Raw genomic sequence first — 15,677 nt, 5'->3', positions numbered from 1 at the left:
CAGGCATCGAACGACATGCCCGCCATCGATTCCGGTGGCGGGCATGTCGCATTCGTCCGCCTGCGGCTCGACGTTGCCTACGACGGCACCGATTTCGCCGGCTGGGCGGTGCAGGCCGGTCAGCGCACCGTCGCCGGGGTGATCGACGAAGGCCTTTCGACGGTGTTCCGTACGCCCGTGGTGACGCGCACCGCGGGACGTACCGATACCGGGGTACACGCCACCGGCCAGGTGGCACACGTCGACATCCCTGTCGATGCACTCGCCCACGCGTACCCCCGAACCACCCGCCCGGGCGACGCTGAATTCACGCCGCTGGTGCGGCGTTTGGCGCGATTGCTGCCGACCGATGTCCGGATCCGCGACATCGTGCGGGCTCCTGCGGGTTTCGACGCCAGGTTCTCGGCATTGCGCCGCCACTACACCTACCGGCTGAGTCTCGCGCCTTACGGCGTGGAGCCGGCCGAAGCGCGGTTCGTCATACCGTGGTCAAAGCCTCTCGACCTTGGAGCGATGGCAGCCGCGTCGCGGGAGTTGGTCGGGCTCAACGATTTTGCAGCGTTCTGTCGCCATCGGCCAGGGGCAACCACGATCCGTGACCTGCAGCGGCTGGATTGGCTGCGAGACGGGTTCTACGTGACGGCGTATGTCACTGCGGATGCGTTCTGCTGGAACATGGTTCGCTCGTTGGTCGGTGCGCTGCTGGCAGTCGGGGAGGGCAGGCGGCCACCTGAGTGGACCGCCGGGCTGCTCACCGAGACGAGTCGGTCCAGTGATTTCGCCGCTGCCCCCGCCCGTGGGCTCACCCTGGTGCGGGTCGACTACCCGCCCGATGACGACATGGCCGCCAGGAACGTCGTCACCAGGGACCTGCGTACGCTCTGACTTTCTGTGCAGCCGCGGCCGCCCCCGGCATATGTCGCTCCGGAACACTGTGGCGAAACTGCAAGATTCTGCGGCAATTCCGCAGTTCTGGCGCAACAGGCTGCAGGTTCGTCACAGTGGCGGCGAGCGGACCTTCAGCCGTACTGCGCGCGCTGTGCGGCCCACAGTTTCTGCTGCACTCGCCGCACGATGCTGCGCCTGCCGGAGATCATCGCCTTGGTCACCCACACCACGACCCAGCCGCGCGATTCGAGGTCGGCAGTGTGCGAATGCACCCACGTTCGATGCTCCGTGGAATCCCGTTCGTCGTCGCACTCGACCGCCACTTTCCATCGGCGCCAGCCCATCGTCGCTCGGGTACACACCAGACCCCACTCGTCGTAGAACGGGATCTGAGTCTCGAGTCCCGGCACGGCGGTGTTTCGGAGCAAGAGTCGAGTCTGCGTCTCGAACGGGGATTCGGCTCCGCCGTCGGCCTGTGCCAGCGACATTCGAAGGCGGTCAATGCCTCGAATCCCTGGATTTTCCTCGACCAAACGCCATATCGCGTCAGGGTCGATCTTGGTCTTGTTCATCAGCGCATCCAAGACGGGCACTGCTTCGGTGTTCGGCAACAGGCGACCAAGATCGAAAGCAGTCCGGGCAACAGTAGTGACCCGCATCCCGTCGACCTCGCGGATGTGTTCTGGTGCAAGGGCATACGATCGAACACGGAGCCCGTTCGGCGCGTGGCAGTTGGCTCGCACGACCTCGGCCGGGGCGTTGACGTTCAGCCACTGGGTTCCGTACACGGCCGCGGCTGAAATCCCGCTCAAGACCGCATCGGGCCCGGTGAACAGCCACGCCGCCTGTGCCCGAAGCAGTGGTGAGAGGGCTACGTCCTTGGCCAGATACACGTTGCGGTACACGGCACGATAATTCTTGCGTAGTTGGTGCACAGTGAGCACTCCGGAACTTACCGCGTCGCTACCCAAGAACGGACTGGGCTGACGTCCGGGAAACCCGCCGAGGAATGGTTGGTTCATGGGCCAAGCATCGGCGGGTCCCCTGACAATTCGGAACGCCAGGCCGCAAGTTATCCACAGCCCTCAGAGGCGCGCGGAGACGAATCTGGCCGCCTGGGCCACCATTCCGGACCGGATGTAGCCGGGCGCCAGGTGATCCTGCCAGCCGGCCCGCCAGTTGTACGGGCTGCTCGGGTTGCAGATCGGATCATCGGAGTGGCACAGGTCGATCGTGCGGTTGCGGTAGGCCGGGTTCAACAGCGTGATCGGCGCGGCCCAGTTGGCACCGTTACCGAACAGTGCCACTGCCGCCACGTGACGTTCGGCGCCGGCGGGCAGCGGACTGGTGAAGGTGAACGCCCGAATGGGCATGGCCAGAACAAGGTCGGTGGCAGCCGCTCCGAGCGAGTAGCCACCCAGTATGAGCCGGGTTCTCGGGCAGTTGCGCATCATCCACTGCACGTGGCGGCTCATGTCATTGGCGCCCACGTCGACCTGGGTGTCGGCCGGGTATTTCACCGGATAGAGGGCGATGTTCGGCCCGCGCAGCGTGCGCAGCGCGTTGACGAACGAGGCCCCGACTTGTCCGGGGCCTGGGGGCTCCATGCGGCCGCGGGCGAACACCACCTCCGCCGGAGGACACGTGGCGGCATTTGCAGCGCCGATCATGCTGGGCGCCACCGCTATTGGTGCCACAACGGTAGTCAAAGCGGTGATCACTGCGGCCGACATGCGGCGGCCGATCACGGGTTAGATGGTATTTACGGTGCCGTCGAGAATGGGTGCCGGTTCGGCAACGATCCAGCGACGAAGTGTGTACGTGTCAGAGGCGCCCGGCCACGAAATCCGCGGCCTGGTTGACCATCCCGCCGTCGATGTAGGCGCCGGCCAGGTGATCGGGCCAGTTGTTCTTCCACGTGTCGGGATCGGCCGGATTGCAGATGGGATCCGCACCATGGCATAACTCGATGGTCCGGTCGGCGTAGACCGGGCTGAAGCGGGTGATGGGACCGACCCACGCGGCGCCATTGCCGAACAGGGCGACCGCGGCGATGTGGCCGTCGGCGCCTGCGGCGAGCGGAGTCTTGAAACCGAAGCCCGTGAACGGCACGGCCAGCACCACGTCGGCGACGGCCGCACCCAGCGAGTACCCGCCGACCACCAACCGGGTGTCCGGGCAGTTGTTCATCATGTACTGAATGTGGCCGCTCATGTCGTTGGCCCCGATGTCGACTTCGTTGTCCGCCGGGTATCGGACGGCGTAGACGCCGATGTTCTTGTTGGTCTTGGCCCGCAGCGCATTCACGAACGCGTTCCCGAGGGTACCGACGCCGGCGGGTTCGGTACGACCGCGGGCGAACACCACCTCGACCGGGGGGCATGGGGCGGCGTTTGCCACCGCTACCGAACCGGTATGGCCGGCAGAGATGACCGGCAGAAGGGCTACCGCTGCCGCGATGATCGCGGCCAGACCGATCCAGCGCCGAATCGGTCGGGCGGCGTGGTATTGGGTGGAATGTTCGACCACCTCAGCGATCGTAGCGGACGCCGCCTACAACAGGCCTGCCACGAAGTTCGCGGCATCGTTGGCCGGACCTTCGTACGCCCGGTGTGCCGAGACGCTTTCGCCGTCGCCGCAGATCGGGTCGCCGGGGTTGCACAGGTCGATCGCCCGAGACCCGTATACCGGGCTGGCGGTCATCGGCAGGCCGAGCTTGGCCGACGGGTTGCCGAAGACCGCGACGGCGGCGACGTGTTCGGGGACGTTCGGCGGCAGCGGTGCGGTGAAGCCGACGGCCGGGAAGGGGACGGCGGCGATCACATCGATCACGGCCGCGCCCTGGGAGTAGCCACCGAGCACCAGGCGGGTGGCGGGGCAGTTGTCCACCATCCACTGGATGTGGCCGGAGGCGTCGTTGGCGCCGCCTGCCGCGGCCAGGAAGTCGTAGCTGGCGGGATAGTTCACCGCGTACGCGCCGACGGAACGGCCGCCGACCTTGTTGCGCAGCGAACTGACGAACGCATTGCCGATCCGGCCCAGGCCGGGGGTGTCATTGGTGCCGCGGGCGAAGACCACCTCGATGTCGGGGCAGGCTGCCGAGGCCGTCGGCAGCGCCGGCGACATGGCGGGCACCACGACCGGTGCGACGAACGCGGCGGCGGCAGTCAGCCCGGCCGCCAGGAGCACGGTGCAGCGACGAACAAGATCAATGGCCACACCGAATCCTAACGTCTCCCGGGACTAGACGATTCCCGCGACGAAGTTTGCGGCCTGATCCGCCATGCCGGAGGTCACGTAGTCGCTGTGTGCGAATGGGTTCCGCCCGCGGGAACAGATCGGATCGCCGTCCTTGCACAGATCGATCGCCTTGCCGCCGAACACCGACGAAGTGATCGGGAGGCCGAACTTCGCCGACGGGTTGCCGAACACGGCCACGGCGGCGACCTGGGGCACCAGGTCGCCGGCGAGCGGCGGGGCTGAGCCGATCTCGCCGACCCTGTTGCCGAGCGGCGGGATGCCGGCCAGCATGTCCACGACCGCGGCGCCCTGTGAGTAACCACCGAGGACGACTCGGGTGGAGGGACAGGACGACGCCAGCGTGGCAATGCGATTGGCGGCGTCGTTGGCGCCGTCGGCGGCGGCCAGGAAGTCGTAGCTGGCCGGGTAGTTCACCGCATAGGTGCTGACGGTGCGGCCTCCCAGTCGCGAGCTCAGCCCGTCGGCAAAGGCTTGACCTGGGCGGCCGAGTCCGGGGGCGTCGTTGGTGCCGCGGGCGAAGATGACCTCGACGTCCGAGCAGGGTGCCGCCGCGGCCGGCGCGGCGAGCGCCAGCGGGAAAGCTGCACTGACCAGGGTTGAGACGATCGCGGCCACCCGGGCCGACTTCCGGAGGAGACTCACGGGGGACATATTCACACAAAATCGTTAGCCGCGGCTAATCGTTTGCCTGGTCCGTCGTCTCCTGCAGGGCCAGATCGGGCCAGGTCGCGAGCTCGACCTGGGTGGCGGCGTGCGCCTCCGGGTTCGCCTGCTCGCTGCGGTCGCCTTGGCGGGCCACAGCCAGACCCGCCAGCACCACCGCCCCGCCGATCGCCTGGCTCACCGACATGGCCTCGCCGAGCATGATCCACGCGATCAGGACCGCGAACAGCACTTCGGACAGCCCGACCAGGGAGGCGAAGCGCGGCTGGAGCCTGGCGATCCCGACGATGCCCAGGGTGTAGGCCAGGGCGGTGGGGATCAGGCCCAGGGCGATCACCGGCACGAGCCATGCCGTGGTGTGGCCGGCCAGGGTGACGGGGTTGGTGGTGAATGTCAGCGGCATCACGCCGGCGACGCCGAGGAACGCCACGGCTGCGGTGCCGATGATCAGGCCGCCGGCGGCCAGGCTGATCGGGCTGAGTCCGTCGCCGTCGGCGCCGGCCTGGTTGGACATCATGAAGTAGCAGGCGGCGCACACCGCGGCGGCCAGACCCCAGGCCACCCCGGTGACGTTGATCTCGGCGCCGCTGAACACGTCGAGCACCAGGACGATGCCTGCGATCGCGACCGCCACGCCGCCGAAGGTCATGGCACTGGGGCGGTGACGGGTAGTGGCCCAGATCCAGCCGACGACGAGGATGGGTGCGGTGTACTCCAGCAGCAGGGCGACACCGACGGACAGATGTGCGACGGCGTTGTAGTAGCACAGCTGTGCGCCGGCGATCGGGATCAGGCCGTAGCCGATGACGGTCTTGGCGTGGGCGAGCACCTCGTGGATCCAGCCGGGCCGGACGATGCCGGCGAAGACGGCCATCATGACCGCGCCGCCGGCGAGTCGGGCCGTGACCGCCGCGGTGGGGCTCCAGCCGGATTCCATCAGGGCTTTCGCGAAGGGGCCCGAGGAGCCGAACGCGAGCGCGGAGCTGACGGCGAACAGTAGGCCGAGCCGGAAGTGGTTGTCGGCGGTCGCGCGGTTGAGCTGGGCTTCGGCAGTCATCGGTGCACCTCCCCTGGCGCATGTCATTAGTAAAAGCAACTATGGTAGTGACATCGAGGTGGACGCTACTGGGACAGGAGGTCATGAGTCAAATGCTTTTTACCTATGACACGGAGCTCACCATCCGGGCCGCGATGGTGTTGGTCAACACCGATCGGGTAGAAGGCGAACAACTGGCCGACCAGGCGGCCTTGAACGCCTACCTGGATGAGTTCGGCTGGACCGGACGGCGGGACCGCGACGACGCCGAGCTGGAGGCCGTGCGCGACCTACGCGGCCGCATCGGGGAGATCTGGGCGGTGGCCGGGGACGAGGAGCAGACGGTGCACCGGGTCAATGCCCTCCTGAGCGACACCAAGGCGGCGCCCTGGCTGACCAGACACCGGGAGATGCCCGAGTGGCACCTGCATCTGGCCTCGGTCGACGACCCGCTGGCGCAGCGGATGGGTGCCGAGATGGCGATGGCGTTCGCCGATCTGATCCGCGGCGGAGAACTACGCCGTCTCAAGATCTGCGCCGCACCGGACTGTGAGGCCGTGCTGACCGATCTGTCACGCAACCGTTCCCGCATATTCTGCGACACCGGCAACTGCGGCAACCGCCAGCACGTCGCGGCCTATCGGCAACGTCGGCGTGCGGACTAGCGCGCTGCGCGATTCTGTGTCATCAGGCTGTCCCCGGTCGGGTTAGGGTTGCCCACGGGGGACATATGGCACGGCGACCGGCCACTCGGTTACAGCTCAGCGGGCATCGATTCCTGTTGCGGCGCATGGCTCACGCGCTGGTTCGCGGCGACGCCCGCATGCTCGACGATCCGTTGCGCGCACAAGCTGTCGCATACGGCGCGGGGTGTGTGCTGGCGGCTGTCGCGGTCGGGGCGTGTGCGGTGTTCGCCTTGGTACGACCGGGTTCGACGCCCGGCGATGCGCCGATCCTGATGGCGCGTGACACCGGCGCGCTCTACGTACGCATCGACGACACAGCGCATCCGGTGGCCAACCTCGTCTCGGCCCGGCTCATCGTCGGTGCTCCGGCCAAACCGGTTGTGGTCGACGAGGCGGTGATTGCGAAGTTACGGCGGGGGCCGCTGGTCGGCATCCCGGGGGCTCCCGAGCAGATCGGTCGACCGCTCGGCCTCGACGAGTCCGGCTGGGAGATATGTGATCTCGCCGAGCCTGCCGAGACCGTGCTGGTGGCCGGCCGATCGGATCGTGAGACCTCGCCGTTGCGCGCCGGCCAGGGGCTGCTGGTGGCGGCACGCGCCGTGGGGGCCCCGACCTATCTGCTGGTCGACGGGTGGCGAGCCCGGGTCGACCTTCGCGACATCGCCGTCGTTCGTGCGCTACACCTGGAAGGTGTGCCGGTCCAACGGGTTTCGCAAGCACTGTTGGACTCTGTGCCCGAGGCTCCCGCCCTGCAGGCACCGTTGATCGCGGGCCTGGGCGCTCGAGGACCGGCCGTGTTGGGAGGGCTCTCCGTGGGCACCGTGGTCCGCGTGGTGCGTGCCGGCCCCACCGAGTTCTACGTGGTACTGGCCGACGGGCTGCAACGCATCGACAGAGTTGCGGCCGATGTCATCCGCTTCAGCGTGACGCAGTCCGATGATGAACCGCCCGTCGTCCCCGCCGATGTGGTGGCCGACGTACCGGTCGCCGGCAGCCTCGCGGTGGCCCGGTTCCCGGAGCGGGTCCTGCCTCGTGTTCGGGCCGCGGTGTGCGCCCGCTGGGACCCGAGACAGCCCGGACCTGACACGAACACCACTGTGGTGGTGTCTGATTCATTGGCGGCGGCCGGTATTGCGCTGGCCCAGGCAGACGGGGCCGGGCCGAACATCGACCGCGTCCACATCCCGGTCGGCCGCAGCGTTCTGCTCCAGGCCGGCGGTGTGGTCCGCGGCGCGACCGTAGGTGGACCGCTGTATCTGCTGGGCGATCTCGGTGTGCTGTACGGGATCCGCGACGCGCACACTGCCGAACGCGTCGGCCTGGGAACCACCGTCGTACCCGCACCGTGGCCCATGCTGGCCATGCTGCCGCGCGGTCCCGAACTCAACCCGGACGCGGCCTCAATTATGCGGGACGTATTCCCCGCCACCGCAGCCGCGCCGGCGTAATCGCTTGGCTGCCAGCATTACTGCGGTCAGCACCGTCAAGGCGACACACACTGCGGCGCCACCGAAGGCGACACGCCGGGGCGCGGAATCGGCCGGCGGGTGCATCGTGGGTGCTACCGACGCCGGATTGGTCGGCGTGGAGGCCGGCGGCGAAGTGCTGCCGCTGACCGCGGCCAGGGCGTCGACCACACCGTGGCCGACGTAAGGATTCCAATCGTCGGCGGGGTTGTGCGCGGTGTCTTCGATCAGACGCATCACCTCTCGCGCACTCAATTGCGGGAAACGGGACCGCACGAGTGCGGCGATGCCCGCGACCACCGGCGCGGCATAACTGGTTCCCGATATCGGGGCATCCCGTCCGACCGTGTCGATCAACCGTTCGCCGTCGGGATGCAGCGACACCAGGTTCTCGCCGGGAGCAGCCACATCCACCCACGGGCCAGCCAAGCTGAAAGCCGATGCGGTGCCGTCGGATCCGACAGATCCGACGGCCAGCACCAAATCGTCGTACCAGGCCGGGCTGGACACCGAGCGCACGCTGTTCCAGTCGGGTTCGCCGAACTGTCCGACCGGACCGTCCTGCTGGGTGCAGCCTGCGCCCACGTTGCCTGCCGCGGCGACCACCACGACGTTGCGCACGTCGACGGCGTAGCTCAGTGCGGCGCCGAGGGTGCCGTCATCGGGTGCGGCGGCGGCCGGCACGCAGGCAGGAGACGAGATGTTGATGACCGTGGCGCCGAGGTCGGCGGCGGTGCGGACGGCCATGGCGAGGGTATCGACGTTCCCGACCCCGCGCGCCGCGCCGTCAGCGGCGAACTTGTTGCTGGACTGCCGGATGGCCAGGACGGCGGCATCGGGCGCCACCCCGCTGAATCCGGCGCTCGGTGTGCCGGCGGCGATTCCGGCGACGATCGTGCCGTGCCCATCGCAGTCTGCCGTCCCGTCACTCCCGGACACGTAGTCGCCACCGCCGATCAGGCGCGGCAACAGTCGGTGCCGGGCCACCCCGGTGTCGATCACCGCGATCTTCTGGCCAGCTCCGCGGGTGAGCGCCCAGACCGCGTCCAGATTCAGCGGGCCACCCTCGGCGCCCGAAGCCTCGGTTGCCGACTGGTAGCAGGGTTGGCGTTGTTCTGTGGGCTCGACCGGTGCCGGCGGCGCCGGCCGAGGCAGCAAGGTGGAGTCCACCGCGGGCGGAACGACGGTCGGTGGAACGACCGCTGAGGCCGGTCCGCCGGCCAGCAGCGGAAGCCCGGTGATCAGCGCCGCAGCCAATCGCGCTGGATGGTTCACCGCAGCCCCAGACCGTCCAAGAGATCAAATGCGCCGATGAGCCAACATGCCAGGGGCACCACCGCGGCCAGCGCGCCGTATTCGATGACGTCGGCGAGCCGAGCCGCCACGGGACCTCGGACGGTAGCCGGCCAGATCGCGGCGATTCCGGCGCTCACGGCGAGTACGCCGATCCAACTGCCGTGCGCGGGAGCCCATGCCACCACGAGCGCGAAAGCTGCGGTGAGAGAGAGTGTTCCGCAGATCATTGTCATGGCAAGGCAGCGGCCGCAGGCATAGGTGCGTGAGCGCAACAGCAGTGCCACACCCACGGCGGCGACGAACGCGACCTCGACGGCGCTGACCTGACGAACACTGGACAGGCACACGATCGTGGTTCCCAGCGCTCCTGCGGCCGCACATCCGGCGACCAGGCCCACCAGGTTCTGAAAACCGAGCAACGCTCGCGGATCGTCGTCGGATCTGCTGCTGCCCAACGCGTCTTCCTCGGTGTCGGGATATCCCGGCACCGCAGGGGTCAGGCCTGCCAGCGCGATGGACAATCGCGGGGTCAGGGGCAGCAGTCCCAGCCCGAGGGCGCTCACCATCGCGCCCAACGCGGGGGTGGGCACCGGCCACAACGCCGACACCCCGGTCGCCGTGGCGAGCACCACGGCCACGGTCATGACCGCGAGCAAGATCTCTCTGCCGCAGTCGGACGCCCGGATCAACAGCGCGCCCGATGACGCCGCCGCGATGGCAGCCAGGAAGAAGTTCGCCGCCGCAGGCCCGGCCGGAACGACGAGGAAGCCGAGCACCCCCGCGAATGCCACGGCGACAACGTTGAGTGTCGCGGTCACGGTCGGGCTCAGTCCCATACGCGGTGCGGACACGGTGATACCGGCCATGGTGATGGCCACCGCCGCGGCGACGGCGATGCGGTTCCATCCGAGGCTGCCGATCCCAGCCCACGCCACGGCCACGAGACCCAGCGCAGAGGCCCACAGACAGGCAGCGACCCGCAGCCCGGCAGGCACCGCTTCATCGTCCGAGCTCTCGGTCAGTATGGACATCAGCGGCCGCTCGAACGCGGGCTGATCGTGAGATCCGGTGAGGATCAGGAGGTCTCCGTCATGAATATCGTTCTGTACCAGCGTGGCTGACGCGTCGAGATCATCGCCGCCGAGCCGTGCCAGCTGCCAGTGCCGTGGTGTGCCGTCCCCGGCGCCGAGCATGTCGACGATCCAGGGCAACAGTTCGCCCACGGTCATGGCAGCGGGCAAGGCCAAATCGATTGTGGCGCCCCGCTCGACTCCGGGCGGCGGCCCGCAGTGAACCGACACATGGCGCAAGGAATCCGGCATCGCATCACCCCCCCGGTTGACACCGACACATGTCACGCTAACCGACCGGGCCGGGGTCGCTGTGCACCAAAATTTCGGTGAGAACAGGGAACCCGAAGGGGCCGGCGTGCGTCCAAATGTCGATGGGAACCAGCCACACAACGCACACCGCCCGCGGGCTCCCGGCGGTGGAGCCTTCGACCGGGGAGATGGTGATCGACGCGCCACCCGCGTTGCCGCTCCACACCCCGGCCGGCCCTCTGACCCGGTTGCTGCCGTTGGTTCTCGTGGTGGCGGTGGTCGGCATGATCGCGGTGTATGTCACGTCGGGGGCGGTTGCCACCCGCGGCCCGGCGGCCACGATGTTTCCGATCATGATGGCGATGTCGGCGATCGGAACAGCGGCCTACAGTTTGAAGGGCAACGGTCGGGCCCAGCAGATACACCGGGACCGCTGCGAGTACCTGCGCTATCTCGATGGTATCGACGCCGTGACAGGTGAAGCGGGCCGCGCACAGTGGTTGAGCCTGCACGCGGCACATCCCGAGCCCGCACGACTCTGGGCGCTCGCCGGCAGTGAGGGGATGTGGACGCGCCGCCCCGCTGCCGCTGACTTCGGTGAGGTCCGGATCGGGTTGGGGGAGCGTCCACTGTCCATGCGGCTGGTGGCCGGTGCTGCCGATTCGGGACGAGATGCGGATCCGGTCGCGGTATCGGCTCTGGCCCAACTGATCCGGCGTCGGTCGACGGTGACCGATGCGCCGGTGACGGTCAAGCTGTGCGGGCTGAGTCATGTCACCGTCGGCGGTGCCGCCGACGCGGTCCGTGCCCTGCTACGCGCCATGATCTGTCAGCTGGCGATCGCACACAGCCCGCGGTACCTGCGCATCGCAGCTGTCGTCGACGGGTCCACCGCCGCCCATTGGGAATGGTTGAAATGGCTTGGCCACCATGCGGTTACCGGCGGAAGTGGTCCGCCCGCGGCGCCCACGGTGCACACCGTGGTCATCGTCGACTCTGCCTCGGCCGGTGTGCCCGCTGCCGGTGCCGGTGTCACGCTGTTGGTCGCCGCGGGTCCTGGCGGCACCGACACCAGCGGAGCCGATCTGCATCTGGACCTGGATTCCGGTGTAGTGCTCTGCGACGGCGCCGCTGTGCAACCGGACCAGATGACCCACGAGCAGGCCGTCACGTGTGCCCGCAGGCTGGCGCGCCATCGTTTCACCGACACGGCTGACGATTCCGCCTGGCCGGCGTTGATCGGGATCGAAGACCCGGGACGGATCGATCCGCGCAATGTCTGGTTGTCATCGGATCCGCAGCGGTTCCTTCGGGTTCCGGTCGGCCGCTGTGCTGACGGCACGCCGCTGTATCTCGACCTGAAGGAAGCCGCACATGACGGCATGGGGCCGCACGGGCTGTGCGTCGGGGCCACCGGCTCAGGGAAGTCGGAATTCCTGCGGACGTTGGTGTTGGGACTGATCGCCACACATCCTCCCGAGGCGCTCAACCTTGTCCTCATCGACTTCAAAGGCGGGGCAACATTTCTCGGGTTGAACAAGGTGAATCACATCAGCGCGTTGATCACCAATCTGGCGCAGGAGGCGCCGCTGGTGACCCGGATGGCCGACGCCCTGGCCGGGGAGATGACGCGCCGCCAGGAACTGCTGCGGGCAGCTGGGAATCTGGCCAACATCGCCGAGTATCGGAGCCGGACTGATCTACCTGTGCTGCCGGCTCTGCTGATCGTGGTCGACGAGTTCTCCGAACTGCTACAGCAGCACCCGGACTTCGCCGAATTGTTCGTGGCGATCGGCAGGCTCGGTCGCTCGCTGGGCATCCATCTGCTGCTGGCCAGCCAGCGCCTTGACGAGGGCAGGTTGCGGGGGCTGGAGAGCCACCTGTCCTACCGGGTCTGTCTCAAGACGTTCTCGCCCGGCGAATCCCGTTCGGTGCTCGGGATCGCCGATGCGTACGAGTTGCCCGCAACGCCGGGTGCGGCCTATCTGAAGGCGCCATCCGGACAGATCGTCCAGTTTCAGACCGCGTTCGTCTCCGCGGAATGCCCGGTGCACGAGCAGCCTTCGCCGTCACCGCAGGGCCGGGTGCGGCCGCGACGCTTCACCGGGCTCACGGCGGGGACCGATCCTCGGACCGCCGCACCGGCCACGACCACTGTGCTGCACCAGGTGGTCAACCGGTTGACCGGACACGGCACCCCGGCACACCAGGTGTGGCTGCCGCCGCTGCCGGGTGCCGTCCCACTCAGCGATGTGCTGTTGTCGGATCCCGAGCCGCTGACGGTCGCGCTCGGACTTGTCGACTGTCCATTCGAGCAGCGTCGGGACCGACTGATGCTCGCGTTGGGGACCGCGCACGGCAACGTGGCGATCGTCGGAGGTCCACAGTCCGGGAAATCCACGGCGGCCAAGGCTTTGGTGGTGGCGCTGGCCGCCACACATCATCCCCGCGACGTGGCGGTCTACTGCCTGGACTTCGGCGGGGGAGCGTTGAGCGCAGCGCAGGCGCTGCCGCATGTGGGGGCGGTCGCCGGGCGCGCTGACAGCGATCTGATCCGGCGCACCGTGGCCGAGTTGCACGCGCTGGTCGGCGCTCGCGAAGAGCGTTTCACCGCCTTCGGTGTCGGCTCCATGGCGGAGTACCGGTCACGTCGTCGCGATGGAGACATCGACGATCCCTTCGGAGATGTGTTCCTGGTCATCGACGGGTGGTCGACGTTTCGCACCGCGTTCGAATCTCTGGAGCCGTCGATCACCGCGCTTGCGATACAGGGGCTTTCGCTCGGTGTCCATGTCGTGGTGACGGCGTCGCGGTGGGCCGAGTTCCGGCCTGCACTCAAGGACCAGCTGGGAACCCGCATCGAGTTGTGCCTCGGTGATCCGGCCGAATCCGAGATGGACCGAAAACGCGCCCGGCAGCTGGCCCACAGCGCACCAGGACGGGGTCTGACCCGTGAGGGTCGCGAGTTCCTGATTGCGCTGCCACGGCTCGACGGCCGGCCGTGCGACACCGGGATCGGTACCGCCCTGGCACACATCGGTGATGTGCTGCGCCTGCAGTACGGAGATGCCCGAGCGCCCGCGGTGCGGCTGCTGCCGTCGTGCGTGTACGGGTCCGGGCTGCTGCCGGCGTCGCGGGTCCGGCCCGCGACCGAGGTGCTGCTGGGTCTGGGTGAACGCGAACTGGCCCCGGTGGTACTCGATTTCGCCGCTCAGCCGGATCTGGTGATCCTCGGTGACACCGGTTGCGGCAAGTCGACCGCATTGCGCACCCTGTGTCGCAATCTCGTCGACGCCAACGACCCGTCCGACGTGCAACTGCTCATCGTGGACTTTCGGCGTGCGCTGTTGGGAGTTGTCGAATCGGGGCACCTGGCCGGGTACGCGCCTTCAGCCGGCGCCCTGGATGCCGTGCTGCCGAGAGTGCTTGAGACACTGCGCAGCCGGATGCCCGGGCCCGCGGTCACCCAGCAACAGCTTCGCGACCGCTCGTGGTGGTGTGGCCCGGAGCTCTACGTCGTGGTCGACGATTACGACCTGGTGGCCGCCGGCGCGACGAATCCGCTCTCGCCGCTGTTGCCCTACCTACCGCATGCCCGTGACCTCGGACTGCACCTGCTACTGGCGCGGCGTTCCGGGGGTGCGGCGCGAGCAATGTTCGATCCGATGCTGGCCAGCGTCAAAGACCTTGGCTGCATGGGCCTGATGATGAGCGCCAACCCAGATGACGGTGTGCTGCTGGGGGCGGTGCGCCCGGATCGGCTTCCGCCCGGGCGCGCAACGCTGATCACCCGTGCGGCACCCGATCAGCTGGTTCAGGTCGCGCTGACCGACGGGGCGGATCCGTCGTGACAGGGGCGGTCGTCGAGGTGGGCCCGGTGACCGTGCGTGGTCCGGGTCCGGTGTCTGACCTTGCCGTGACGGCGGTGGCCGGCATCGATGACGAGCTCACCCTGGTCGGGGACCAGCCGGTGCCGGTTTCGCAGCTGTGGGTGGAGGTGCTCGACACCGCGGCTGCGGGGAGAAGGAAGCTGACCCTTGTCTGCCCGACCTGGTGGAGCGCCGATCGTTGTGACCGGGTGCGAGCTGCAGCCGCGGTCTCGGGTGCCGAAGTTGTTGTGATGCCGCGGGTTCAGGCTGTGGGCAGCGCTCTGACCGGGGCGTCGTGGGCCGTGGTCGAGATCGCTGATGAGCTCGTGGTGATCTCGAGCGCCGGGGCCCGCAGCGATACCTTGGCGCGTCACGCCGAGGAGGATCTGGATCCGGAGGCGGTGGTACGCACCGTATTGGCACTCGCCGGGACATCGGCTGAGGTCGTCGTCGATGCTCCGGCGGAGGTTGCCGGGGCGGTGGACCTGGGCAATGCGGTGATAGCCGGGCTGCGCCGTCGCGGCGTATGTGTCACCCCGGTCGACGCCCGGATGTGGCGTGACGCGGCCATAACTCCGGACGCCCCGGCCGCCCGTCATCCGGCAGGGGCGCGGGCACCGGCGGGCCGGGTCATGCTCGGTGCGGCAACGGTTTTGGCCGTGGTGTTGGGCGCAATCTCGTTCGCCGGGTCCGGCGGGTCCGCGGACGACATGGCGATGACGGTTCTCGTCGAGGGGCGGGTCGGTGTGCAGATCCCGTCGGGATGGACGGTGCACCGGGTCACCGATGGGCCGGGATCGGCACGGGTTCAGGTGGTTTCCCCGACCGACCCACAGGTGATGATTCACCTCACCCAATCCGGTATCGGCGACGGTGCGGTGGCCGACACGCTGCAGCGCGCATTCCAGGAGCAGCCATCTGGAGTCTTTTTCGATTTCGACCCGTCCGCGGTCGTCGCCGCGCGTCCGGTGGTCAGTTACCGGGAAGTCCGCGCCGGCAGAGAGATCCGCTGGGCGGTGTTCGCCGACGGTCCGGTGCGGATCGCGATCGGGTGCCAGAGCGCACCGGGACACACCGAAGCCGTGCGGCCGGCCTGCGAGGCGGCCACCCGCTCGGCGCGGGCGACATTCTGAAATCGGATGGAACCGAACTGGGCCGGCGTGCGTCGAATTGGTATATCCCGCAGAACA

13 protein-coding genes are annotated in these 15,677 nt (G+C 68.2%); 5 read left to right on the top strand and 8 right to left on the bottom strand.

Features of this window, described 5'->3' with window-relative positions:
* The first annotated feature begins 15 nt into the window (after nt 1-15).
* The gene (gene truA / locus BKG60_RS26760) at nt 16-885 is read left to right on the top strand and encodes a tRNA pseudouridine(38-40) synthase TruA (protein WP_070944248.1); all 870 of its coding nucleotides are present in this window, start codon (nt 16-18) and stop codon (nt 883-885) included.
* Nucleotides 886-1,019: 134 nt separating this feature from the next.
* Here truA and BKG60_RS26755 read toward each other — a convergent pair whose 3' ends face one another.
* The 6 genes from BKG60_RS26755 to BKG60_RS26730 all read right to left on the bottom strand — a co-directional run bounded on the left by BKG60_RS26755 (nt 1,020) and on the right by BKG60_RS26730 (nt 5,869).
* Nucleotides 1,020-1,910, bottom strand: coding sequence for a hypothetical protein (locus BKG60_RS26755; RefSeq protein ID WP_070944247.1), 891 nt, complete (start codon nt 1,908-1,910; stop codon nt 1,020-1,022).
* Nucleotides 1,911-1,973: 63 nt separating this feature from the next.
* The gene (locus BKG60_RS26750; protein ID WP_070944361.1) at nt 1,974-2,621 is read right to left on the bottom strand and encodes a cutinase family protein; all 648 of its coding nucleotides are present in this window, start codon (nt 2,619-2,621) and stop codon (nt 1,974-1,976) included.
* A 91-nt stretch (nt 2,622-2,712) separates the two neighbouring features.
* Complete coding sequence (locus BKG60_RS26745) at nt 2,713-3,417, bottom strand: cutinase family protein (RefSeq protein WP_070944246.1); 705 nt, start codon at nt 3,415-3,417, stop codon at nt 2,713-2,715.
* A gap of 24 nt (nt 3,418-3,441) precedes the next feature.
* Nucleotides 3,442-4,107: a cutinase family protein gene (locus tag BKG60_RS26740; protein ID WP_070944245.1), complete on the bottom strand. Its 666-nt coding sequence runs from the start codon at nt 4,105-4,107 to the stop codon at nt 3,442-3,444.
* 24 nt (nt 4,108-4,131) lie between these two features.
* Nucleotides 4,132-4,800, bottom strand: a complete 669-nt coding sequence (locus tag BKG60_RS26735; protein ID WP_075910214.1) for a cutinase family protein — start codon at nt 4,798-4,800, stop codon at nt 4,132-4,134.
* Nucleotides 4,801-4,825: 25 nt separating this feature from the next.
* Nucleotides 4,826-5,869, bottom strand: a complete 1,044-nt coding sequence (locus tag BKG60_RS26730) for an EamA family transporter (RefSeq protein ID WP_070944243.1) — start codon at nt 5,867-5,869, stop codon at nt 4,826-4,828.
* 92 nt (nt 5,870-5,961) lie between these two features.
* On the opposite strand from BKG60_RS26730, the gene BKG60_RS26725 reads away from it, so the two are divergent.
* A complete protein-coding gene (locus BKG60_RS26725) occupies nt 5,962-6,513 on the top strand; it encodes a CGNR zinc finger domain-containing protein (RefSeq protein ID WP_070944242.1) in 552 nt (183 codons plus the stop codon).
* Nucleotides 6,514-6,578: 65 nt separating this feature from the next.
* Complete coding sequence (gene eccB / locus BKG60_RS26720) at nt 6,579-7,982, top strand: type VII secretion protein EccB (RefSeq protein ID WP_070944241.1); 1,404 nt, start codon at nt 6,579-6,581, stop codon at nt 7,980-7,982.
* Here the strand turns inward: eccB and mycP are convergent.
* Both mycP and eccD read right to left on the bottom strand, forming a co-directional pair.
* Entirely contained in the window at nt 7,935-9,275 is a 1,341-nt protein-coding gene (gene mycP / locus BKG60_RS26715; RefSeq protein ID WP_070944240.1) for a type VII secretion-associated serine protease mycosin, read from the bottom strand. The two genes, eccB and mycP, sit on opposite strands and share 48 nt — an antisense overlap.
* The gene (gene eccD, locus BKG60_RS26710; protein ID WP_070944239.1) at nt 9,272-10,618 is read right to left on the bottom strand and encodes a type VII secretion integral membrane protein EccD; all 1,347 of its coding nucleotides are present in this window, start codon (nt 10,616-10,618) and stop codon (nt 9,272-9,274) included. The genes mycP and eccD overlap by 4 nt, the downstream gene beginning before the upstream one ends.
* A 122-nt stretch (nt 10,619-10,740) precedes the next feature.
* Here eccD and eccCb point away from each other — a divergent pair, with 122 nt between their 5' ends.
* Nucleotides 10,741-14,469 (top strand): type VII secretion protein EccCb, encoded by a 3,729-nt coding sequence (eccCb, locus tag BKG60_RS26705; protein ID WP_070944360.1) that lies wholly within the window; start codon nt 10,741-10,743, stop codon nt 14,467-14,469.
* Nucleotides 14,466-15,620: a type VII secretion-associated protein gene (locus BKG60_RS26700; protein ID WP_070944238.1), complete on the top strand. Its 1,155-nt coding sequence runs from the start codon at nt 14,466-14,468 to the stop codon at nt 15,618-15,620. The genes eccCb and BKG60_RS26700 overlap by 4 nt, the downstream gene beginning before the upstream one ends.
* Nucleotides 15,621-15,677 lie beyond the last annotated feature (57 nt).

This window comes from Mycobacterium syngnathidarum (genome assembly GCF_001942625.1).
In the GTDB taxonomy this organism is placed as follows: Bacteria; Actinomycetota; Actinomycetes; order Mycobacteriales; family Mycobacteriaceae; genus Mycobacterium; species Mycobacterium syngnathidarum.
This window is presented reverse-complemented; position numbering and strand designations above follow the sequence as displayed.